Raw genomic sequence first — 20,995 nt, 5'->3', positions numbered from 1 at the left:
GGGACCGCCCCTTGAGAGTGCGCGGGCCCATCGCACGGGCGGCGGGGACCTGCCGGGACGTCACCGCCGGGCGGTGGTCACCGGGGACAGGCGGGCCCCGCCGGGCAAGAGGTTCTCCCGATCGCGCTTGCCTCCGTCCCTGGAGGGGAAGGGCTTCGAAATGTGAAGAAGCTCATCAACAGTGTCGACTCGGTCGTCACGGACGCGCTGCGCGGGCTCGCGGCGGCGCATCCTGGGCTGCGGGTGGACGTGGACAACCAGATCGTGGTGCGCGCCTCGGGGCCGCGTCCGGGCAAGGTCGGCCTGGTCTCGGGCGGGGGTTCCGGCCACGAGCCGCTGCACGCCGGCTTCGTCGGGTACGGCATGCTCGACGCGGCCTGCCCCGGCGAGATCTTCACCTCCCCGGTGCCGGACCAGATGATCGCGGCCACCGAGGCGGTGAACGGCGGCGCGGGAGTGCTGCACATCGTGAAGAACTACACCGGTGACGTCCTGAACTTCGAGATGGCCGCCGAGCTCAGCGCCGAGGAAGGCGTGGAGGTGGCCAGCGTGCTGGTCGACGACGACGTGGCCGTGCAGGACTCGCTCTACACGGCGGGCCGCCGGGGCACCGGCGCCACGCTCTTCGTGGAGAAGATCGCCGGGGCCATGGCCGAGACCGGCGCTCCCCTGCCGGAGGTCGTGCGGGTGGCCGGGGAGGTCAACGCGCGCAGCCGGTCCTTCGGCGTCGCGCTGAGCGCCTGCACCACCCCGGCCGCCGGCAAGCCGACCTTCGAGCTGAAGGACACCGAGATCGAGCTGGGCATCGGCATCCACGGCGAGCCGGGCCGGACCCGCTCGGCCATGCGCGGCGCCCGCGAGCTGGCCCGCACCGTGATGGAGGCCATCGACGAGGACATGCCGATCTCCGGCGACACCCTGGTCATGGTCAACGGCATGGGCGGCACCCCGCTGATCGAGCTCTACGTCGTCTTCGCCGAGGTGGCCGACTACCTCGCGAGCAAGGGCGCGACAGCGGCGCGGAGCCTGGTCGGCAACTACGTCACCAGCCTCGACATGCAGGGCTTCTCGGTCACGGTCTGCCTGCTGAACGACGAGCTCACCCGTCTCTGGGACGCCCCCGTGGAGACCCCCGGCCTGCGCTGGGGCCGCTGACATGGGCGCCGCCACCTTGGACACCGCCTTCTTCGCCGCGTGGATCGAGGAGATCACCCGGTCCGTCGGGGCCGAGAAGGACCGGCTGACCCGGCTGGACGCCGCGATCGGCGACGCCGACCACGGGACCAACCTCGACCGGGGGTTCACCGCGATCGCGCAGGCCCTGGCCGACAAGGAGCCGGACACCCCCGGCGCGCTGCTGACGCTGGTGGGCAGCACGCTGATCCGCAAGGTGGGCGGGGCTTCCGGGCCGCTGTACGGCACCGCGTTCCGGGAGGCGGGCAAGGCGCTGGCCGACGTCTCCGAGGTGTCGGCCGCCGAGCTGGTGGGCGCCCTGGAGGCCGCGCTGGCCGGGGTCCAGAAACTCGGCTCGGCCGCCGAGGGCGACAAGACCATGGTGGACGCGCTCGCCCCGGCGGTCCGTGCGCTGGCGCAGGCCGTACAGGAGGGGAAGGATCCGAGGGAGGCCGCCGAGGCGGCCGCGTCGGCGGCTCTCGCCGGGGCGGAGGCCACGGTCCCGATGCAGGCCCGTAAGGGCCGGGCCAGCTATCTGGGCCCCCGCAGCGTGGGCCACGAGGACCCCGGCGCCGCCTCCACCGCGCTGATCCTCACCGCCCTGCGCACGGTGGCGGCTCCCCGCTCGGCGGGCGGCTCGCCCCCGGCCGGACCGGACGGATCTCCCGGATGGTAGGCGTCGTCCTCATCTCGCACAGCGGCCCGCTGGCCGCCGAGGTCGCGGCCCTGGCCGCGCAGATCGGCGGTGCGGGCGTCCCGGTGGCCGCGGCCGGGGGCACCGAGGACGGCCGCCTGGGCACCAGCCCCGACCTGGTGGCGGCGGCGGTGGAGAAGGTGGACCAGGGTGACGGGGTGGTCCTGATCCCCGATCTGGGCAGTTCGGTGCTGACCGCCCGGCTGGCGGAGGGGCCGGGGGTGGTGATCGCCGACGTGCCGTTCGTGGAGGGCGCGATCGCGGCCGTCGTCACCGCGGGCGCGGGCGCGTCGCTGGAGGCCGTGCTCGCGGCGGCCGAGGAGTCCAGGACCTTCCGCAAGCTCTGATCCGCCTCCTCGCACCGGAGCGGCCACCCTCCCGGCCGCCGGCCGTGTCGGGACGGAGTCCCGCGGAGGGCGGGCGGACGGCTCAGCCCCGCCGGGAGCGGGACCGGACCGGGCCGGGACGCCGGTCCACTCGTAACGGGAGTGATGTCCCGCCGGGAGCAGGGCAGAAGCAGGGCGGAAGCAGGGCGGAAGTCGGACAACAAGACGCCCCGCGCATTGGGCCGCCCCTATGATCATTCCTCATGATGATTCGCGCATTGGCGACCACTACCGGGGCTTTCATCCTGTTATTCGCCGGTACGGTCACCGCATCCGCCGACCCCATCGTCGGGGCTCCCGAGCTGACCCACAACCCGCTCTACAAGCATGGGCATCTCCCCGCGATCTCCTGCAAGGCGACCAAGGGCACCACCAAAGCCTCCACGACGAAATACCTCAACAAGGTCGTCGACTGCCTCAACTCCGCCTGGCGCAGGACCATCCAGGACTTCACCCCGGCCGAGGTGGGTGTCCACGCCAACGTTGAGGGCGGCGTGTGCCTCACCGGCCTGGAGGTGTCCGGCTCCTTCGCCGCCAGTTGCCACGGCTCCGTCCAGGTGCAGCTCGGTTCCGACTGGATCAAGGCCAAGTCCGACCAGGCCGTTCTCGTCGAGATCACGCGTGCGTACGCCGGAGTCGTCCAGGCCCAGGCGGGCATCAGCGAGGCCTGGTGGGCGTTGCCGGCCGGAGACGAGGAGGACGGCGGCGAGGAGCAGATGCACCGCTTCTACCTGCAGGCGGACTGCCTGAGCGGGGTGTCCATGAAGATCCTGGGGCGCTCGGCCAAGGACTGGAAACCCCTCCTCACCGCCGAGACGCCGAAGGAATACGGCAGATTCAACTGGTACGGCAAGCCCGCCAACCGCCTTCACTGGTTCGAGCAGGGCTACCGGTCGCAAGGCCCGAGCGCGTGCAACACCTGGAAGGCTCCGTCCTCGCAGGTCGCCTGACCCCTGCGTTCAGCGGATCCGATGATCATGCACTTCACTTGGCCGGCCGGCCACCGATGGCGGGGTGGCCGCAGGTCAAGTCGGACAGAGGCCGGCCAAGCGGCAGGCGCCGGCGCGGATCGGCCGCCGCGGCGACCACCTCAGCGCCGGCTCCGACGACCTCTCGGCGGTCCGGCCGGGCAGCGAGAATGACCTTGTCAGTCCCCTTCGCCGACGCCGGTCAACGTCCGCTGGACCTCCCGGCCCTTGGACGACGGCGGTTCATGCGACGGCGTCTGGACCTCGTGCTCCTTCACATCCGGCTACTTCCACCAGCCCGCCTCCGCAGGTAGTAGGCGTACGTGGCGGCCGCGAGGGCCAGGCTCCACGGCAGCCAGAACAGCCCTGGAAGGAACGTCCCCCAGTGGTCCGCGGACAGCGTGATCTGCCCGGCGCCCCACCACAGCCACAGCCTGACCCCAGCCTGGATCAGCAGGACCGAGGCCGCCGTCGCCGGGACGACGGCGAGCCAGATCGGCACTCGCCTGCCGCGCAGGAAGGGAACCCAGCGGGGGAAGACCTCGCCCCAGCCCTGGACCAGCCCGAGCGTCAGCACCGCCCCCACCACGCACAGCCCTCCGAGCACGAACTCCGAGGCGGCGCCCGCTGACGGAGCGTCCACATCCAGATAGCCAGCCGGCACCCCGAGGGGGATGCCCAACGCCCATGAGATGCGCGAGATCGCGTACGGCAGAGCCAGCACGGCCGCCGCGTAGGTGACCCACCGCCCCCACCTGCCGGGGCTCACGTCATCGCCGCGCGTGTTCCAGACGACCAGGGCCCACAACCCTCCGCCCAAGATGCTGAACAGCATGAACAGCAGTGGCCGGTCCCACAGCTCCGTGTATCCCATGAACAGGTAGCCGAAGTTCTGGATCACTCGGATGTCGGGGACGCCCACCAACAACGCGACGGCAAGCAACGCCCCGACCGCCCTGGGCACCTGTGCCCGTGGCGCGTGGGCCAGCAGCGCCGCGGCGACCGCACCGAGCACCCCGGTCACCGCGATGATCACGCCGGCGGCGCCGGGCTCAGCGGTGGCGAAGAACGAGCCCATGTCGGAGCCGCGAGGATCGCTGCGGCCCAGGGGGAACGAAGTGCCTTCAACCGCCCAGTAGGCACCCGACAACCCAAAGGCCAGTGACCAGACGCCCGCCGCGACCATCGAGAACTTCGCCGTTTTCCTGGAGGAGACCGCTCCGGCCGCCGCCTTCTCCGCTCTGAAGATCATGCTGCCCTCACAGAAGTCGAGATCATGTCCGCTTTCGCGACGCCGTCCATGCGCTCGAGGCCGTCGTCGACGCCGCGCCCCGCACACTCTTGCCTGCCGTCCCCGCCTCAGATCGATCCACCGGTACGGCGCCGGTAGTAGTGCGCCGTGACGACCGCCAGCAGCGGGCCCCAAAGGGCCAGCGGCGCGTAGGTGAGGTAGAAGACGACGGTCTGCCAGCCGTTCACGATCAACCCGTCAGGTTCGCCGTTGATCTTCATGCCGAGCAACGACATGATCAACGCGTACGGGAAGACCAGCAGCACCACCGCGCCGATCCCGGCGGGGACGACGGCCGCCAGGACCGGGACCCTGCGACCGCCCAACCCCGGGATCCAGCGCGGCCACACCTCGCCCCACTCGGCGACCAGTCCCACCGTCAGGAACGCCACCGCCTCGCTGACCACGCTGAGCCCGATGATGTACCACCACTGTGCGTCGAACATCGTGGGGGCGTGACCGCCGGGAGGCGGGGCGCCGTGTTCGACCAGCGGCACGCCGAAGTTCATGGCCGCGATCCGCCAGATTCCGGACGGCAAGGCGGTCAGCGCGGCCGCGTAGGCGGCCCGCACCACCCAGCGCGGCACGCCGGCAGCCGTTCTGCCGTGCAGTTTCGTCATGATGGCCGGAGTGGCGAGTGCGCTCGTCATGCTTGTGAGGCTCGCAGTGCGGCGGCGGGCGCACCTCCCCCAGATGGGGGAAGGGGCGAGCCGGCGTTGCGGCTAGCATCGCCGTCGTGGGCGGACATATCAGGCGTGCTGTGAAGGCAGCCCTCTACCAGGTGCTGGGCGCGGCACTGCTGACCCCGGCCGGCGTGGTGCTCGGCATGGCGGTCCTGAGCGAGCAGACGCTGGCGCGCATCCTGATGCTGTGGGCGGCGTGCCTGCCCGCCTCGGTGCTGCTGGCCATGGCGCCGCTGGTGCGACGCATCGAGATCGCCGCGCTGGCCGAGCTGCTCGAGGTCGAGGTTTCGGACAAGGCGGACCGGGTCTATCTGGTGGCCTTGACGAGCCTGCACCTGTACGGCGGCGCGACACTCGGCGCGGGCGTGCTCATGCTGCTTCCGGGATTGATCTGGCTGGGCGATCTGACGCAGTGGCGCGACGACCCCGCCGTGCTGGCCGAGCCGCTGGCCATCGCGGTCGCGCTGGGGGCCGCCATGGTCGCGGCCGGGTCCGGCCAGCGGTGGGCGGCGCGCCGCCTGTTGCGTGCCGAACCGTCCCGCATGCTGGAGGAGCTCGGCCGCCGTCAGACTCTCGCGCTGGAGCTGCACGACGCGGTCGGGCACGCGCTGAGCGTCGTCCTGGTGCAGGGCATGGTGGCGCAGGCGGCGCTGCAGCGGCCGGATCCCGGCCTGGAGGAGGCCACGCGCTCGACGGAGCACCTGCTGGACACTGCTCGTGCCGCCCAGGAAGAGCTCGACGTGCTGCTCGGCGTCCTTGACGACGGTGAGATGTCGCGCACGCCCACGCTCGACTCGCTCGACACGCTCACCCGCGGGCTCGACGTACGCGTGAGCGCCGGACACCTCGGCCGGATCCCGGCGGCCACCTCGCGCACCGCCTACGCCATCGCCCGGGAGGCCCTCACCAACGCCCTGCGCCACGGGTCGGGCCCCATCACGCTGGACGTCGCCGTCGCCGGCGAGTTGGTGCTGACAGTGGAGAACGCCACCGCGGACGTCTCCTCGCCTCCGGCCGGGCACCGACGCGGTCTGACGGGCATGCGCATGCGAGCCCGCCTGGCCGGTGGGACGTGCACGCTGCAGCAGGCGGACGCGACCTGGCGCGTCCAGGCAAGGTTGCCGCTGTGATCCGCGTCGTCCTGGCCGACGACGAGCCGCTGATCCGCGAGGGATGGGCCGCCATGCTCTCTCTCCACGACGATCTCGCGGTCGTGGGCCAGGCCGGGGACGGCCGGGAGGCCGTCGAGGCGGGCGCGGGGGCGGACGTCGTGCTGATGGACATCCGCATGCCCCGGATGGACGGCCTGGCCGCCACCGTCGAGCTGAGCCGCCGTTCCCCCTCCACCCGCGTCGTCGTGGTCACCACCTTCGAAAACGATCAACTGGTCTGGGGAGCCCTGCGCGCCGGAGCCGCCGGGTACGTGCTCAAACGCGCCCCGGCTGGTGAGCTGGTGGAGGCCGTCCGGCTGGTGCACGCACGGCAGGCGGTGCTCTTCCCCGACGCGTTGCGCCGCATCGCGTCGCCTCACCACGGCAGCGCCAGGCCGCGCCGCCCGGTGACGCTGACGCCACGCGAGCTCGAGATACTGCGGCACATCACCCTCGGGCAGGCCAACCCGGAGATCGCCGCAGCACTGCATGTGTCCCGGGAGACGATCAAGACCCACGTGACCAACGTCCTGGACAAGCTCGGCGCCCGCGACCGCACGCACGCCGCGGTCCTGGCCTATGAGCTCGGCCTGATCCTGCACGGCATCGAGCCCGCCTGACGGACGGACAGTGACAGGTGAAGAGCCTGGCGCGCATGATCCGCGATCGGGAGCGCAGCGCTTACCGGCGCCATGGGCGCCACCGGCTGGTTGCTCAGGTAGCGCATCCCGCCGAGCTCGGCGTGCAGATGTGGCATGCCAGGTGGCGTCACCGAGAAGAGACGGCCGCCGCGCTCGCCGATTTACTTGTAGCGGAAGAAATGTCCCGCCGAAGCGACCTGTGGATACTTGTGTGCCACCACGCTGAGCTCGCTGTTCGGCCGTCAGCTTCAATCGTCGTCTGTCATCGTCGGCCCACCCCGGACGGCCCAGCCAGCGGTTTAGAAGTGGAAGGCTTCTCATGGGGCGAGTAGTGCAGCGACTTGGGCACTTACGACTCACCGAGTACGACAGGCGGAGACCATTCCGTATATGTTCCGGATCTTCGTGAGAAGCGGGTTGTCACCGATAGCGGTCCATGTAACCGGTGGACCCGGTCAGGGCGGGATCGGCGTAGTGAGCGGGAGACAGGTGAACGCCCGTGGCGCGTTCGGCAAGGGCGAGGGCGCTGGCGACGGGATGCTCGGGGAACTCGGGTCGCTCGTCGTCGAGGTTCATGCCGAGTTCCTGAAGGTCGCTCCGGAGTCGGTCGGGGTCGGAGCCTTCCCGGAAACGGTAGGAGAACAGGCTGGACGTGGTGATCAGTTGGTCCTTCACGTAGTAGATGAAGTCAGCGCCTTTGAGGGTCACACGTACTGCGGCTGCGGCGGTGCCTTCGGACAGCAGATGGGCGTTGCGGTAGACGATTCCTTCCCCGCAGCGTTCGAGCAGGACGGTTCCGCCGTGAGCCGCGTAGGCGGTGACGCCGGATCCTGCCCCATCCAGAGGGCCTGGAGTGATGCCGATCCGCTGCATGGCGTCTTCGGGGTGCAGTCCGTGCACGAAGCCGGCGTGGAGCCACGGTTCCCCGAGGCCGTCAGTGAACTCGTCATAGAGCCATTCGTAGGTCGTCACTGTCGCGCCGCTCATCCCTGTGCCTTCCGCGGGAACCGTATTGCGGTGATCATGACAGAGGGGGCCGACAACTTCGCTAGCAGTCCACGTGCTGTCAGCTTGGGAAGTCTCTATCGCGCCGGGCTACGAAGCTGGGGAAACACTGACCTGCGAGGGAGCGCTTCGAGTACCCGTGATTCCCCAGAGTCCCCTTGATCTCCTTCCTGCCGGGCACGCAACGGGCACGGCCTAACCTTCTGATCTGTAGGTCCCCGAACGGTCTACAGGGACGTTCAAATCAGTTCGCCGCGCAGGCCACCGGCGCTCCGGCTGTTCGGCCGTGTTCACCGCAGTCCATGACCGTCTACTCGGGTGGCTCCCAAGGTGGCTCCCAGAAAGAGCCATGCAGGGCTACACGACATGTCGCTGACCTGACCACCGAACCGTCTTCACGGACTCCGTTTCAAGTGCGAAGGGCCGCATATCTCACCTTCGATATTCAGTAGACAGTGTCATGTCTGATGAGTATCTTCTCCCGGTCCCGCCTCGCGCCTGTCCGCAGCCCGAATCGCAGCGGCAGCCCTGCCTCATCCGGAAACGGCACCGCAGGCCAGGAGTCGCACCCCCGACCTAAGGAAGATGATCCGTGACCGAGATCGTCCTGCTGCGCAAGAACGTGCGTTTCCAATTGCTGTGGATCGGCAGCGCGGTGTCTGAATTGGGGTCGGAGCTCACCCGGCTGGCCATGCCGCTGCTGGTGCTCGCGCTTACCGGCTCCCCAGGATTGGCGGGCGTCGTCGCCGGAGCCCGCACCGTCGTCTTCCTTCTGGTTCAGATACCCGCCGGCGTCTGGGTGGATCGGTGGGACCGTCGCCGTACGCTGATAACCGCCCAGGGCCTCCAGGCGGTCGTCTCAGCGCTGCTGGCAGCACTGGTCCTCACCGACCAGGTACAGATATGGCATTTCGTCACACTGGTGGTACTCGACGCTCTGTGCGCTGCGTTCATCGAGCCGGTCCTGGGCACGGCCATTCGCGGGATCGTCCCCACAAGTCAACTGCACAGCGCCTACGCCCAAGAGGAGTCCCGCACACATGCCGCCGGGCTGATCGGCCCTCCGCTCGGTGGCCTGCTGTACGGCCTGGGGCGTGCAGTGCCCTTCGTCGTCGACACCATCACCTTCCTTGCCGCCACGCTCTTCTACGCCCTGGCGAAGGTGCCGCGCCGACCGGCGAACCAGCCGCAGACCGCCGCACGAGAGGACGGCGAGGAGCAGCACCTGATCCAGCGTGGTATGCGCCGGGAAGCAGCTGAGGCCATCACTTGGCTGTGGCGCCAGCGGGGCCTGCGGGAGGTCACTGCGGCGATAATGGTCCTCAACCTGCTGGGCGGGGCGTTCCTGATCCCTCTGATCGTGCTTGTCGGCGAACGTGGCGGTGGCGCGCTCACCACCGGCACGGTCCTGGCCGGCCTCGGCGTCGGCGGGCTGGCCGGAGCGCTGCTGTCGGGCCGCATCAGCAAACTCCTGCCGCCCGGCAGACTGCTGTTGGTCGTCTTGACGGTCTTCGGTGCCGCGCTGGCGGCCACGGCGCTGCCGTGGGGGGCATGGTGGCCAATGGTTCCATTGGTGTTCATCACCCTGTCGACACCCTCGCTGAATGTGGTGCTGAACGTGGTGGTCGCACGGATGGTTCCAGAAGAGATGCTTGGCCGGATGGGCGCGGTCCTGAGCATGGGCAGCATGGCGCTCAAACCCTTCGGCCCGGTCCTCGGCGGAGCACTGGCCGCCGCACTGGGCGGCGCGACGGCGCTCGTCATCCTGGGCGGTCTACTCGGCGTGACCGCTGCAGTAGCCGCGCTCAGCCGAGAGTTGCGCCGCTTCACCGGGGAGGTCTCCCCCGCCGGACCCGACGCCGTAGAGTCGGCAGCAAATCCCGGGCAGGCGCCTGAATAGGCGCTGATGACGCTCGAATACTGGTCCAGCCCTTCCCTATCCCGAGGAACGAGCTCCCTCGGGGAGCCACCTGCCCTACCGGATCGCAATGTTCCGGGTACCAGCCCAGGTACCCCGCGAGCGCTGATGGACCTCGGTGATGCGTTCACTGAGTTGCGCATCACGCATCGCACGAGGACCAGGCAGACCCCGGCGACGGGCGTAGAAGGCGGCTCGGGAGACCTCCAGCAGCTCACACGCCCGCTTCACGTGGTGACCGCCCTGCTTTTCCGCCTCGATGAAGGGATGCACCCTCACCGGGTCTCCTTCGCGAAGAAGCCGTCTTAGATTCAGACGATCAACGCAACCGGCGGTTCTCCCGCCGCAGCGCCGCCAGTTCCTCGCGCTCGCTGCTGGTCAATCCCTCCCGATCACCGGTGTCGACTTCGGCCTGCCGGATCCAGTCGCGCACTGCGGTCTCGGTCAGATCGAAATCTTTGGCCACCTGGCCGACCGAGCGGTCACCCCGCTGGCACAGCTCAACGATCTCGGCCTTGAACTCCGGCGTGAACGAACGGCGAGGGCGAGGTTTCTTCTTCCCCATGCTCTCCTTCCCCATGCTCTCCATGATGGACGTCCTTCAGGGATGAACCCCTGATCTCAGATGTCCGTCAAACCGGATCAAGCCCACCTCCGTTGCGTCGTGAAGGCAGACGCGTGCCTCAACCTCCCGGTAGCCCTGCACGAGGTCGGTCATCAGTGACACCGGCCGGTAGTCCGGTTTGGCGGCCTTTTCGCGCTCCCACTCATGGGTCTCGCATTCGACCATGTCGCGGTCGAGGAGCTTGCCGGCGGGCTTGAGGATGCCGCCGCCGGCTCCGCAGACGATGCAAGCCCGGCCGTTGCGCTGGGCGGTGGACATGCTGCTTCTGGCGTTGGTACGTCCAAGAGGACGGCGCAAAGCCGCCTGAACGCAGCCCAAGATCAGGGCACGCACAGGGCACATGACGCCAAGGTCCACCGAGATTCGATGAGATCTCAGGAGACAAGAAATCACAGCTCAGAGCAGGTATAGACGCCTTAGCCGCAGGTGAGAGACCCGGCCGGTCTACTTGTAGCGGAAGTAGACGAACAGGCGGCCGTGGTTCTTGGCGTCCTTGTCGATGCGGTGGTAGAGGGCCTTGATCTCCTTCTGCTCAAGGAAGCGCAGGACCTTCTTCTTGAGCTGGCCCGAGCCCTTGCCGGGGATGATCTCGACCTCGGTGGCCTTCTTCCTGATGGCCTCGTCGATGATGCCCCGCAGCGCTTTGTCGATCTCCCCGCCCCGGTTGAAGATCGGGTGCAGATCCAGCTTGAGCTTCAACCGGGCCTCCCACAGGTCGCTTCGGACCAGTTTACGCACAGCGGACCGTCACGCACCGGCCTCGGCCGCGCGTCACCCGCGGCAGGGCCGCCGCCCGGGAGGGTTCCCGCGCCGGATACCGGCGCCGCCGTACGGGCCGTCTCCGGCGGCGGGGTGCCGGCCGTCAGCCGTGCCGGCGTCCCGTCAGGCCGCTGGGCTGACCGAGCATTTAAATTTGACCAATTCGGCCGGTGATTGTGGCAATTCCACGATCTAGGCAAATAAATGATCGCTAGTTAGGCTCCCTGTCATGATCGGCCGCCTTTACAGGTGGCCGTTCTCTCGTCACCCAACGGGGAGGGTCGAGTCCTCCTCAGCCATGCCCTGATCCAGGCATGCCCGGGTGACCCGACGCCTCCCACCGGCGTGACGTGGTCATGCGTCCCTACAGGGAGGTCTCGTTGCCAAGCACGTCCCACCTATCACGGACCGGCCGCGTGGCGGTGCTCGCCGCCGCCGTCGGACTCGTCGCGGCGATGGCGCCGCCGGCGAGCGCGGCTCCCACCCCCACCCCGAGCGCCAAGAAATGGACGGCGACCCCGCTGACCGGGGGTGAACCGGTCCAGGGCGCCAAGTCCACGACCGGCAAGCTCGCCAAGAGCGACCAGGCGCTGCTGAAGTCCACCTCGGGTGCCACGGTCAACGTGATGGTCAAACTCGACTACGACTCCTACGCCGCCTATCAGGGCGGACTCGAAGGCCTTCCCGCCACAAGCCCCGCAAAAACCGGCAAGGCTCTCGATATCAAAAGCGCCGACGCCAAGAAATACGAAAAGCACATCGAGGACGTCGAGAACACCTTCCTCGCCGGACTCGCCAAGAGCGTTCCCGGCGCCAAGGCCGGGCAGAAGCTGCGCACGGTCTACGGCGGCATCGCACTGCGGATCCCGGCCAACAAGGCGGCCGAGGTGCTGAAGCTGCCGGGCGTCGCGGCCGTCCAGGAGGACAGGCCCGAGCAGCTCCTGACCGACTCCAGCGCCTCCTTCATCGGGGCTCCGACGATCTACAGCAAGCTGGGTGGCAGCGCCTCCTCGGGCAAGGGCGTCGTCGTCGGCATCCTGGACTCCGGCGCCTGGCCGGAGCACCCCCAGTTCGCCGACCCCGGCACCCTGCCCGCCGCGCCCCCCACCAAGGACGGCACCCCGCGCGTCTGCAACTTCGGGGACAACCCGCTGACCCCGGCGGCCGACCCGTTCGCCTGCAACCGCAAGCTGATCGGCGGCGCGCCGTTCCTCGACACCTACAACGCGGTGTTCGGCGGCGAGGTCTACCCCGACAGCGCCCGTGACTCCAACGGCCACGGCACCCACACCGCGACCACCTCGGCCGGCGGCCCGGTGGCCGACGCCAACCCGCTCGGCATCAGCCGCGGCCCGATCCACGGGATCGCCCCGGCGGCGCACGTGTCGGTCTACAAGGTCTGCGGGGCGCAGGGCTGCTTCCCCTCCGACTCCGCGCAGGCGGTGGGCCGGGCGATCCTCGACGGCGTCCGCGTGATCAACTTCTCGATCTCCGGCGGCACCTCCCCCTACAGCGACCCGGTGGAGCTGGCCTTCCTCGACGCCTACGCGGCGGGCGTGCTCGTGTCGGCCTCGGCCGGCAACGAGGGGCCCGGGGCGGCGACCGCCAACCACCTCAGCCCGTGGGTGACCACGGTGGCGGCCTCCACGCAGAGCAGGACGTTCCAGTCCACGATCACGCTGGCCGGCTCGGGCGGCGCGACGGCCACGCTCAAGGGCGCCTCCATCACGGCCGGCGTCAACTCGCCGCTGCCGGTGGTGCTCGCCTCGGCCCCGCCGTACTCCAACGCGCTGTGCACGGCGCCCGCCCCGCCGGGCCTGTTCACCGGCAAGATCGTCGCCTGCCAGCGCGGCCCCAACCGGGTGCTCAAGAGCCACAGCGTGCTCCAGGGCGGCGCGGCCGGCATGATCCTCTACAACGCCACGCCGCTCGACGTGATGACCGACAACCACTGGATCCCGACGGTCCACCTCGACAAGCCGGAGGGCGACGCGCTGCTGGCCTTCCTGACGGCCAACCCGGGTGCGACCGGCAAGTTCACCCAGGGCACCAAGACCACCTGGCAGGGCGACGCGATCACCACGTTCTCCTCCCGCGGTCCGGGCGGCGACTTCCTCAAGCCGGACGTCACCGCGCCCGGCCTGCACATCCTGGCCGGGACCACGCCGACGCTGGAAGGCCCGGCGGGCGGCCCGCAGGGCAACCTGTACCAGGTCATCGCGGGCACCTCGATGTCGTCGCCGCACGTCGCCGGTGCCTCGGCGCTGGTGTTCGCGCTGCACCCGGACTGGACCCCGGGTCAGGTCAAGTCCGCGCTGGAGACCACGGCCAAGACCTCGGTCACCAAGCAGGACCGCGTCACCCCCGCCGACCCGTTCGACTTCGGCGGCGGCCGCATCGACCTGAGCAAGGCCGGTGACCCGGGCCTGACCCTGAACGAGACCGCGGAGAACTTCGCCGCCTCGGCCGGCGACGAGCTGAACCGCATCGACCTCAACCTGCCCTCGGTGAACGCCCCGACCATGCCGGGTCTCATCACCGCCAAGCGGACCTTCACCAACGTCACCGACAAGACGCTCACCTACGACGCCTCGGGCACGACCGTGAGCGGGGCGAACATCACGGTGCTGCCGCCCCGCTTCAGCGTCAAGCCGGGCAAGAGCGTCAAGCTCACCGTGGTGGTCACCGCGCCGGACCTGCCCGAGGGGCAGTACTTCGGCCAGGTGAACCTCAAGCAGTCGGGCGGCAGCCGCGATCTGCACCTGCCGGTCGCGTTCTTCCGCAAGGAGGGCGCCGTCCCGGTCGAGCAGACCTGCGTGCCGGACACCATCGCCCGCGACAGCGGCGAGTCCACCTGCACCGTGAGCGTGCAGAACACCACCCTCAAGGACGCCGAGGTGACGGCGGTCAGCACGCTGGACAGCAAGCTGCGGCTGAACTCCGTGACCGGCGCCACCAAGGTCGGCTCGCAGATCGCGACGGCGAAGACCACCCTCACGGCCCGGCAGCCGGACCGGCCCGGCATCGCCCCGGGCACCGGGCCCGCGCCCTACCTGCCGCTGGACGCCTACGGCATCACGCCGACGCCGATCGGCGACGAGCAGGCGCTGAACTTCACCGTCCCGCCGTTCAAGTACGCGGGCAAGACCTACACCCGGATCGGCGTCGTCTCCAACGGCTACACGGTCGCGGGAGGCACCGCGGGCTCGGCCGACATCGAGGCCGCGCCGCAGTCGCTGCCGGACCCGGCCACCCCGAACAACGTGCTCGCCCCCTACTGGACCGACCTGGACGGCGCCGGCGCGCCGGGCGTCTACGTCGGGACGCTGACCGACGGCGTGAGTGACTGGCTCGTCGTCGAATGGCGCCTCAACGTCTACGGCACGACGGACGCCAAGGTGTTCCAGCAGTGGATCGGGCTGAACGGGGAAGAGGACATCACCTACACCTACGACCCGGCCAACCTGCCCGGCGACATGCCGGCGAGCTACGGCCTGACCGTCGGCGCCGAGAACGACGAGGGTACGGCCGGCGGCCAGATCACCGGGCCGCCGACCCAGGACCTCCGCGTGACCAGCACCCCCGGCGCCCCCGGCGGCACCCTGACCTACACGATGAAGGTCAAGGGAGTCAGCACGGGCACCGGGACGGTGACGACGGGCACGTCGACACCGCAGGTGAAGGGCATCACGATCGAGGTCGACAAGATAACCGTGCAGTAAGGAAGCGGTAGGGATCCGTGGGGCCCGGCACCGGCGTGCCGGGCCCCACCGGGCCTCAGCGGTGCAGGTAGTCGACCAGGTAGGCCTTCTCGGTCTCCAGCGACTCGATGGCGCTCTTGACCACGTCACCGATGCTCACGATCCCGGCCAGCCGCCCGCCGTCCATGACCGGCACGTGCCGGATGCGGTGCGTGGTCATGGTCTGGCGCAGGTCGTCGACGTTGGCGGTGGGCGGGCAGGTATGGACGTCGGTCGTCATGATGGACGACACCGGGGCGGTCAGCACGCCGGCACCGCGGTCGTCGAGCCGCCGCACCACGTCGCGTTCGGAGACGATGCCCGCGATCGACGAGCCGTCCTCGGAGACCACCACGGCGCCGATGTTGTGCGCGGCGAGGACTGCCAGGAGCTCGGTCACCGTCGCCTCGGGACGGATGGTCGTCACGTCCGCTCCCTTGCCTTGCAGAATCGTACCGATCAGCATCGACATCACCTCGGTTCAACCTGGCTGGGGTATCCCTAACCATTGCCCCGCCGGCTCTCTGTCTAAGCACCCCTCGCGGCAAAGGCCGTGACTGTCACGTCACCGGCAGTAATCGCACCGCGTCGAGGGCCAGGGCGAGCTCCACGATGTCCAGCGGGCGGGCCAGGGAGCGCCCGGTGAGCTGCTCGATGCGGCGGATGCGGTTGAAGACCGTGTTGCGGTGGCAGTAGAGCTGCCCGGCGGTGCGCATCGCCGAGCCCTCGCAGCGCAGCCACGCCTCCAGCGTGCCGAGCAGCACCTCCCGGTCGGCCGGGTCGAGGGCGAGGATGGGCCGCAGCACAACACCGCTGAGGTGGCCGGCGAGTTCGGGCTGGCTGACCACCAGCGCGGCGGGCAACCGGTCCTCCAGCAGCGCGATCTCCGGCCCCTCCCCCACGCAGGTCCGCAGGGCGAGCTCGGCGAGCCTGCGCGCCCGGCCCAGCTCGGTCAGCCCCTCGACCACCGGGCTGATCCCGGCGCAGCCGGTGACGTGGGGGCGCAGTTCGCGGGTCAGGTCCTCCATCCCCGCCTCGCGGAGCAGGGCGACCGCGACCTCGTAGTCGGGGCGCATCCGCCACAGCAGCCGCATGGCGCCCAGGGCCGCCGGGCGGACCGCGTCGTCCTGGTGGTCGTGACGGCCCGGCAGCCGGGTGATGACGACCGCGTAGCGGCCGAGTTCGGGCAGGTCCAGCGCGGCGGCGGCGCTGCGGGCCAGGGCGGCGTCGGCCCGGTCCTCCAGGAGGGCGTCGAGCAGGGCCTGGACCCGTTCGGCCGTGCGGCCGAACATCTCGGCCTCCCGGTCGCGGTACGCCTCGGCGGCGGCGACCGCCTGCCGGTCGACGGCGTGCCAGACCTTGGTGGCGCCGCGGATCAGCACCGGCAGGCTGTCCGGCTCCTCCTCGGCGACGACGCCGACCAGCCCGTCCCACATCACCTGGGCGGAGATCCGGTAGCTGCGCAGCAGCGAGTCCATCGGGAGGCCCTGCTCGGCGCGGCGCCGGGCGGTCCGTTCCGCCTGCTGCAGGTCGCGCCGCTCGGCGAGAGGGAGCAGGATCGCGCCGATGCCGACCCGCATGGCGTCGTACACGCTCTGCCAGTGGTCGTCGGTGGGCACCATCCGGCGGTAGGCCTCGTCGGTGTCACGGGTCCTGGTCACCAGTTCGTCGGTGAGCTCGGGGAGGCGCTGCAGCAGCCGGGCGGCGGCCATGCGCATGATCCTGCGCACCTCGTCGTCGGCGGTGGTCCGGAGCCCCATCAGGCAATGGTGTCAGCCGCACACATTGCCGAACAAGATTCTGTTCTGTTCCGTGATCCCGCACTGTGCTGACGCACAACCGGCACCGGCCCCCCGTGGGCGCCGGTCCCGACTTCACCCCCGCGTCTGGACTCCGGTGAACCCTCCGGGTTGGATGCGTTCAACAATCGTCAGGAGGCATATGTGACTCCTCCGCTCCCTGAAGAGAGCGGCCCCCCGCCCGTCTCGGCCGAGGCAGGCGGCGGCCGGACCCCGACCGGTCCCAGCAGGCGGACCGTGACCGGGGGGCGCTTCCTCCGCCGGTTGAGGCCGGCGGCCCCGTCGCCGGACACGCCGGACGGCCACGTCCCTCCACCACCCGAGGACCGCGGGCTGGCCGTCCGGGACCTGGCGGTGAACTACGGCCCGGTGACGGCCCTGCGCGGGATCTCGCTGAGCGTCCCGCGCGGTTCGATCGTCACGGTGCTCGGCGGCAACGGCGCGGGGAAGTCGACCCTGCTGCGCGCCGTCTCGGGCACGCTCAGGTTCCACCGGGGCGCGATCACGGCGGGCGAGATCGGCTTCGACCGGGCGAGGCTGTCCGGCACCGCCGCCTCGGCCGTGGTCGCCCGCGGCGTCGTCCAGGTGCCCGAGGGCCGCCGGGTCTTCGCGCGGATGACCGTGGAGGAGAACCTGCGGGCCGGCGCGCTGGGAGCGCGCGGCCGCCGGGCCGCGGCCGAGGCCAGGGAGCGCGTGCTGACGCTCTTCCCGGTGCTCGCCGAGCGCGCCCGGCAGCGCGCCGGGCTGCTGTCGGGCGGCGAGCAGCAGATGCTCGCCATCGGCCGCGCGCTGATGGCCCGGCCGAGGATGCTCCTGCTCGACGAGCCCACCCTCGGCCTGGCGCCGATGATGGCGGCGCGGATCGCCGACACGGTCCGCGAGATCAACGCGCAGGGGACGACGGTGCTCCTGGTGGAGCAGAACGCCGCGATGGCCCTGTCCCTGGCCTCCCACGCCTACGTGCTGGAGGTCGGCGAGGTGGTCCTGTCCGGCCCCGCCGCCGACCTGGCCCGCAGCGACGAGGTGCGCCGCCGTTACCTGGGGGTCGGGGACGGTCCCGGCGCCCCCTCGCCCGCCGGGCGCCCGGCCCTGGCCAGGTGGTCGGCATGACCGGCGCCCCCGCGGCGGCCGACCCCATGACGGCGGGCCCCGCGGCGGTAAGCCTCACCGCGGCGAGCCCCGCGGCGTTCGATCCCGTGGCGTTCGATCCCGTGGCGTTCGATCCCGTGGCGTTCGATCCCGTGGCGTTCGATCCCTCGACCGGCCTCGCGGCGGTCGATCCCACGGCGGTGGGCCCGGCCGGCGCGCGCGGCGGCGGATCCGGATGGTCCACATGAGCGACACATACCAACCGGACGGTATGGACACCCTCCCTCCCCGGCTCGAAGTCCGGGACGTCACCGTGCGCTTCGCCGGGCTCACCGCGCTGGACGCGGTCGGCTTCACCGTCGAGCCCGGCAGCGTCCACGCGGTCATCGGCCCCAACGGCGCGGGCAAGTCGACCTGCTTCAACGTGCTGTCGGGGGTCTACCGGGCCACCTCGGGCAGCGTGCGCTTCGGCGGGGCGGAGCTGACCGCCCTGCCCCCGCACCGCATCGCCGCCCTGGGCGTGGCGCGCACCTTCCAGAACATCGCCCTGTCGCCCCGCCTGTCGGTGCGCGAGAACCTGATGCTCGGCCGGCACCGGCTGACCCGCGCCGGGTTCGTCGCGGCCGGCCTGCGCCTGCCGTCCGCGCGGCGGGAGGCCCGGCGGCACGGCGAGCGGGTGACCGAGATCGCCGCCTTCGTCGGGCTCAGCGGGCGGCTGCCGACACCCGTCGGGCTCCTGCCGTACGGCGTGCAGAAACGGGTCGAGCTGGCCCGGGCCCTGTGCATGGAGCCCAGGCTGCTCCTGCTCGACGAGCCGGTGGCCGGTATGAACGGCGGCGAGCGCCGCGACATGGCCGAGCTGATCGTCGCCGTCCGGGAGAGCCTCGGCATCTCGATCCTGCTGGTCGAACACGACATGGGGATGGTCATGCGGATCGCCGACGCGGTGACGGTCCTGGACTTCGGCCGGCGGATCGCCGGCGGGCCCCCCGCCGAGGTCCAGGACGATCCCGAGGTGATCCGCGCCTACCTGGGCGCGGCGGGCGGGGCCGGGGAGGCCACTTCATGATCACTTTTCTGGAGCTTCTGGCGAACGGGATCTCCGTCGGCGCGGTGTACGCGCTGATCGCCCTCGGGTTCGTCATCATCTTCAAGGCGACCGAGGTGGTCAACTTCGCCCACGCCTCGCTGCTGCTGGCCGGCGGTTTCGCCGTCGCGGAGCTGCACCCCGTGATCGGCTTCTGGGCCGCCCTGCCGGCCGGTGTCGCCGGCGCGGCCGCCGTGGGCGTCCTGATCGAGTTCCTGATCATCCGCCGGGCGGACGTCTCCTCCCACAGCGTCCTGGCGATCGTGACGATCGGCGTCGACATCATGCTGACCACCGAGCTGACCCGGCAGATCGGCACCGAGGTCCTCGCCCTCGGCGATCCGTGGCGCGATCAGGTGCTCCATCTGGGGGCCGTCGGCATCGCCCAGACCCGGGTCGTCGCGCTGGCCGTCGCGGCGGTCCTGATCACCGTCTTCCTGCTCGCCTTCAAGCACACCGGCTGGGGCGTCGCCATGCGCGCCACCGCGGAGGACGCCGAGACCGCCGCGCTGATGGGCGTGCGGCGCGGGCGGGTGTCGATGGGGGCCTGGGCGGTCGCCGGGGCCCTGGCCGCCGTCGCCGCGCTCTTCCTGTGCGTGTTCCCCACGCCGGGCCTGGACCGCAGCACGACGTTCGCCGCCATGAAGGCCTTCCCCGCGGCGATCCTCGGCGGCCTGGACTCCACCACGGGGGCGCTGGCCGGCGGCCTGATCATCGGGGTCACCGAGACCCTGATGAGCGGCTACCAGAACGACCTGGCCTTCCTCGGCAGGGGCGCCGGCGACGTCGCGCCGTTCCTCGTGATGATCGTGGTCCTGCTCATCCGCCCCGCGGGGCTGTTCGGGACGAGGGAGCCGGCACGTGTCTGACAGACCAGGCGGGTGCGCGGGGATCCTCATCCGGTCGGCGATCCTGGCCGCGGCGGCGGTCGCCGTGCCGTTCTACCTGGAGGGCTTCTGGCTGCAGGCCGGGCTCTTCGCGATGTCGGCGGCCGTCGGGGCGATCGGCATCAACCTGCTGACCGGCGCCACCGGCCAGCTCTCCATGGGCCACGCGTTCTTCCTCGCGGTCGGGGCCTACGCCTACGTCTACTTCGCCTCCGCCCCCGGGCACGGCCTGGGCGGCCTGGGCCTGCCCACCCCCGTCGCGGCGGTGCTCGCGGTGCTCACCGCGGGCCTCGCCGGGGGCGCGTTCAGCCCGATCGCCGGCCGGCTGAAGGGTGCCTACCTCGGCATCGCCACACTCGCCCTGATCTTCCTCGGCCAGCACCTGCTGTTCAACGCCGAGCCCGTGACAGGCGGCTACAACGGCCGCCCGGTGCCGCCCATGGAGCTGTTCGGCTTCGCCTTCGCCGACTCCCCCGCGCTCGTGGTGGCCCAGGTGCCGTTCGGCGCGCTGGAGCGGCTCTGGTTCCTCGGCCTGGCCGTCCTGGTCTGCGCGGCGCTGTTCGCCCGCGGGGTGCTGCGCGGCCGCCCCGGCCGGGCCATGAACACCATCCGCGACCACGAGATCGCGGCCGGGGTGATGGGGGTCCCCGTGGCCCGCTACCGCGCCGGCGTGTTCGTGCTGTCGTCGATGTACGGCGGGCTGGCCGGCGTCCTGCTCGCGCTGGTCTTCCAGCGGACCGTGCCGGACTACTTCGGCATCCTGCTCTCCCTCGACTACCTCGCCATGATCGTCATCGGCGGGCTCGGCTCGGTCGCGGGCGCGGTGATCGGCGCCGTCTTCATCTCGCTGCTGCCCCAGCTCCTGACCCGCTACAGCGACGCCCTGCCGCTGGTGGCCGAGCCCGGCTCCGGCGGGGTCTCCCCCGCCGAGGCCGCCCGGATCCTGTACGGCGCGGCGGTCGTCGTCATCGTCCTGTTCCTGCCGGGCGGCCTGCTCGGCCTGGCCGGCCGCCTGCGGTCCGGCCTCCGCCGCCGGACCGCCGCCGCCCCCGCGGCGGAGAAGACCTCCCTGCGCCCGTCCCCCGAACCGAGGAGCTGA

The 20,995-nt window shown here is 70.7% G+C and carries 21 protein-coding genes; 13 read left to right on the top strand and 8 right to left on the bottom strand.

Annotated elements, in window-relative coordinates; genetic code table 11:
* Window positions 1-162: 162 nt before the first annotated feature.
* The 4 genes from dhaK to J2S55_RS06370 all read left to right on the top strand — a co-directional run bounded on the left by dhaK (window position 163) and on the right by J2S55_RS06370 (window position 3,203).
* The gene (gene dhaK / locus J2S55_RS06385; protein WP_306858003.1) at window positions 163-1,155 is read left to right on the top strand and encodes a dihydroxyacetone kinase subunit DhaK; all 993 of its coding nucleotides are present in this window, start codon (window positions 163-165) and stop codon (window positions 1,153-1,155) included.
* A 1-nt stretch (window position 1,156) separates the two neighbouring features.
* Window positions 1,157-1,849, top strand: coding sequence for a dihydroxyacetone kinase subunit DhaL (dhaL, locus tag J2S55_RS06380; protein ID WP_306858002.1), 693 nt, complete (start codon window positions 1,157-1,159; stop codon window positions 1,847-1,849).
* Entirely contained in the window at window positions 1,843-2,214 is a 372-nt protein-coding gene (locus J2S55_RS06375) for a PTS-dependent dihydroxyacetone kinase phosphotransferase subunit DhaM (RefSeq protein WP_306858000.1), read from the top strand. The genes dhaL and J2S55_RS06375 overlap by 7 nt, the downstream gene beginning before the upstream one ends.
* 242 nt (window positions 2,215-2,456) lie before the next feature.
* Window positions 2,457-3,203 carry a neutral zinc metallopeptidase gene (locus tag J2S55_RS06370; RefSeq protein WP_306857999.1) on the top strand — a complete coding sequence of 249 codons (747 nt, stop codon included), beginning with the start codon at window positions 2,457-2,459 and terminating at the stop codon, window positions 3,201-3,203.
* Window positions 3,204-3,495: 292 nt separating this feature from the next.
* Here J2S55_RS06370 and J2S55_RS06365 read toward each other — a convergent pair whose 3' ends face one another.
* Both J2S55_RS06365 and J2S55_RS06360 read right to left on the bottom strand, forming a co-directional pair.
* The gene (locus tag J2S55_RS06365) at window positions 3,496-4,473 is read right to left on the bottom strand and encodes a hypothetical protein (RefSeq protein WP_306857998.1); all 978 of its coding nucleotides are present in this window, start codon (window positions 4,471-4,473) and stop codon (window positions 3,496-3,498) included.
* A 107-nt stretch (window positions 4,474-4,580) separates the two neighbouring features.
* Entirely contained in the window at window positions 4,581-5,162 is a 582-nt protein-coding gene (locus J2S55_RS06360; protein ID WP_306857997.1) for a hypothetical protein, read from the bottom strand.
* Window positions 5,163-5,272: 110 nt separating this feature from the next.
* On the opposite strand from J2S55_RS06360, the gene J2S55_RS06355 reads away from it, so the two are divergent.
* Together J2S55_RS06355 and J2S55_RS06350 are read left to right on the top strand one after the other, a co-directional pair.
* Entirely contained in the window at window positions 5,273-6,325 is a 1,053-nt protein-coding gene (locus tag J2S55_RS06355; protein WP_306857996.1) for a sensor histidine kinase, read from the top strand.
* Window positions 6,322-6,966 (top strand): response regulator transcription factor, encoded by a 645-nt coding sequence (locus J2S55_RS06350; RefSeq protein WP_306857995.1) that lies wholly within the window; start codon window positions 6,322-6,324, stop codon window positions 6,964-6,966. The genes J2S55_RS06355 and J2S55_RS06350 overlap by 4 nt, the downstream gene beginning before the upstream one ends.
* Window positions 6,967-7,407: 441 nt before the next feature.
* Here J2S55_RS06350 and J2S55_RS06345 read toward each other — a convergent pair whose 3' ends face one another.
* Window positions 7,408-7,959: a DUF6461 domain-containing protein gene (locus tag J2S55_RS06345; RefSeq protein WP_306857994.1), complete on the bottom strand. Its 552-nt coding sequence runs from the start codon at window positions 7,957-7,959 to the stop codon at window positions 7,408-7,410.
* Between the two features lie 625 nt (window positions 7,960-8,584).
* Between J2S55_RS06345 and J2S55_RS06340 the strand changes: the two genes are divergently transcribed.
* Window positions 8,585-9,892 (top strand): MFS transporter, encoded by a 1,308-nt coding sequence (locus tag J2S55_RS06340; protein WP_306857993.1) that lies wholly within the window; start codon window positions 8,585-8,587, stop codon window positions 9,890-9,892.
* A 337-nt stretch (window positions 9,893-10,229) separates the two neighbouring features.
* Here J2S55_RS06340 and J2S55_RS06335 read toward each other — a convergent pair whose 3' ends face one another.
* From J2S55_RS06335 to J2S55_RS06325, 3 genes are all read right to left on the bottom strand, one after another.
* The gene (locus J2S55_RS06335) at window positions 10,230-10,490 is read right to left on the bottom strand and encodes a transposase (protein WP_306857992.1); all 261 of its coding nucleotides are present in this window, start codon (window positions 10,488-10,490) and stop codon (window positions 10,230-10,232) included.
* Between the two features lie 21 nt (window positions 10,491-10,511).
* Window positions 10,512-10,793, bottom strand: a complete 282-nt coding sequence (locus tag J2S55_RS06330) for a hypothetical protein (RefSeq protein WP_306857991.1) — start codon at window positions 10,791-10,793, stop codon at window positions 10,512-10,514.
* A 186-nt stretch (window positions 10,794-10,979) separates the two neighbouring features.
* Window positions 10,980-11,234, bottom strand: a complete 255-nt coding sequence (locus J2S55_RS06325) for a Smr/MutS family protein (protein WP_012889737.1) — start codon at window positions 11,232-11,234, stop codon at window positions 10,980-10,982.
* A 440-nt stretch (window positions 11,235-11,674) separates the two neighbouring features.
* On the opposite strand from J2S55_RS06325, the gene J2S55_RS06320 reads away from it, so the two are divergent.
* Window positions 11,675-15,016: a S8 family serine peptidase gene (locus tag J2S55_RS06320; protein ID WP_306857990.1), complete on the top strand. Its 3,342-nt coding sequence runs from the start codon at window positions 11,675-11,677 to the stop codon at window positions 15,014-15,016.
* A 55-nt stretch (window positions 15,017-15,071) separates the two neighbouring features.
* Here J2S55_RS06320 and J2S55_RS06315 read toward each other — a convergent pair whose 3' ends face one another.
* Window positions 15,072-15,500 (bottom strand): CBS domain-containing protein, encoded by a 429-nt coding sequence (locus J2S55_RS06315; RefSeq protein ID WP_306857988.1) that lies wholly within the window; start codon window positions 15,498-15,500, stop codon window positions 15,072-15,074.
* A 94-nt stretch (window positions 15,501-15,594) separates the two neighbouring features.
* Window positions 15,595-16,794, bottom strand: coding sequence for a PucR family transcriptional regulator (locus J2S55_RS06310; protein WP_306857987.1), 1,200 nt, complete (start codon window positions 16,792-16,794; stop codon window positions 15,595-15,597).
* Between the two features lie 372 nt (window positions 16,795-17,166).
* Here J2S55_RS06310 and J2S55_RS06305 point away from each other — a divergent pair, with 372 nt between their 5' ends.
* Genes J2S55_RS06305 through J2S55_RS06285 form a run of 5 tightly spaced genes read left to right on the top strand, consistent with a single transcriptional unit; the run spans window position 17,167 to window position 20,995 of the window.
* Complete coding sequence (locus J2S55_RS06305; protein WP_306858571.1) at window positions 17,167-17,943, top strand: ABC transporter ATP-binding protein; 777 nt, start codon at window positions 17,167-17,169, stop codon at window positions 17,941-17,943.
* The gene (locus tag J2S55_RS06300; RefSeq protein ID WP_306857986.1) at window positions 17,940-18,170 is read left to right on the top strand and encodes a hypothetical protein; all 231 of its coding nucleotides are present in this window, start codon (window positions 17,940-17,942) and stop codon (window positions 18,168-18,170) included. Before J2S55_RS06305 ends, J2S55_RS06300 begins: the two co-directional genes overlap by 4 nt.
* A gap of 23 nt (window positions 18,171-18,193) precedes the next feature.
* The gene (locus J2S55_RS06295; protein WP_306857985.1) at window positions 18,194-18,991 is read left to right on the top strand and encodes an ABC transporter ATP-binding protein; all 798 of its coding nucleotides are present in this window, start codon (window positions 18,194-18,196) and stop codon (window positions 18,989-18,991) included.
* Window positions 18,988-19,878 (top strand): branched-chain amino acid ABC transporter permease, encoded by an 891-nt coding sequence (locus tag J2S55_RS06290; RefSeq protein ID WP_306857984.1) that lies wholly within the window; start codon window positions 18,988-18,990, stop codon window positions 19,876-19,878. The genes J2S55_RS06295 and J2S55_RS06290 overlap by 4 nt, the downstream gene beginning before the upstream one ends.
* On the top strand, window positions 19,871-20,995 hold the full coding sequence (locus tag J2S55_RS06285; RefSeq protein ID WP_306857983.1) for a branched-chain amino acid ABC transporter permease: 1,125 nt from the start codon (window positions 19,871-19,873) through the stop codon (window positions 20,993-20,995). Before J2S55_RS06290 ends, J2S55_RS06285 begins: the two co-directional genes overlap by 8 nt.

The organism is Streptosporangium brasiliense (assembly GCF_030811595.1).
GTDB lineage: Bacteria > Actinomycetota > Actinomycetes > Streptosporangiales > Streptosporangiaceae > Streptosporangium > Streptosporangium brasiliense.
Note: the sequence above shows the minus strand (reverse complement) of the source record. Positions and strands in the feature narration are given on the sequence as shown.

Bases quoted from the DNA above. Each gene is read 5' to 3' on its own strand.
- dhaL (WP_306858002.1), top strand. From the start codon at position 1,157: ATGGGCGCCGCCACCTTGGACACCGCCTTCTTCGCCGCGTGGATCGAG.
- J2S55_RS06375 (WP_306858000.1), top strand. From the start codon at position 1,843: ATGGTAGGCGTCGTCCTCATCTCGCACAGCGGCCCGCTGGCCGCCGAG.
- J2S55_RS06370 (WP_306857999.1), top strand. From the start codon at position 2,457: ATGATGATTCGCGCATTGGCGACCACTACCGGGGCTTTCATCCTGTTA.
- J2S55_RS06365 (WP_306857998.1), bottom strand. From the start codon at position 4,473: ATGATCTTCAGAGCGGAGAAGGCGGCGGCCGGAGCGGTCTCCTCCAGG.
- J2S55_RS06360 (WP_306857997.1), bottom strand. From the start codon at position 5,162: ATGACGAGCGCACTCGCCACTCCGGCCATCATGACGAAACTGCACGGC.
- J2S55_RS06335 (WP_306857992.1), bottom strand. From the start codon at position 10,490: ATGGGGAAGGAGAGCATGGGGAAGAAGAAACCTCGCCCTCGCCGTTCG.
- J2S55_RS06330 (WP_306857991.1), bottom strand. From the start codon at position 10,793: ATGTCCACCGCCCAGCGCAACGGCCGGGCTTGCATCGTCTGCGGAGCC.
- J2S55_RS06315 (WP_306857988.1), bottom strand. From the start codon at position 15,500: ATGCTGATCGGTACGATTCTGCAAGGCAAGGGAGCGGACGTGACGACC.
- J2S55_RS06310 (WP_306857987.1), bottom strand. From the start codon at position 16,794: ATGGGGCTCCGGACCACCGCCGACGACGAGGTGCGCAGGATCATGCGC.
- J2S55_RS06300 (WP_306857986.1), top strand. From the start codon at position 17,940: ATGACCGGCGCCCCCGCGGCGGCCGACCCCATGACGGCGGGCCCCGCG.
- J2S55_RS06295 (WP_306857985.1), top strand. From the start codon at position 18,194: ATGGACACCCTCCCTCCCCGGCTCGAAGTCCGGGACGTCACCGTGCGC.
- J2S55_RS06290 (WP_306857984.1), top strand. From the start codon at position 18,988: ATGATCACTTTTCTGGAGCTTCTGGCGAACGGGATCTCCGTCGGCGCG.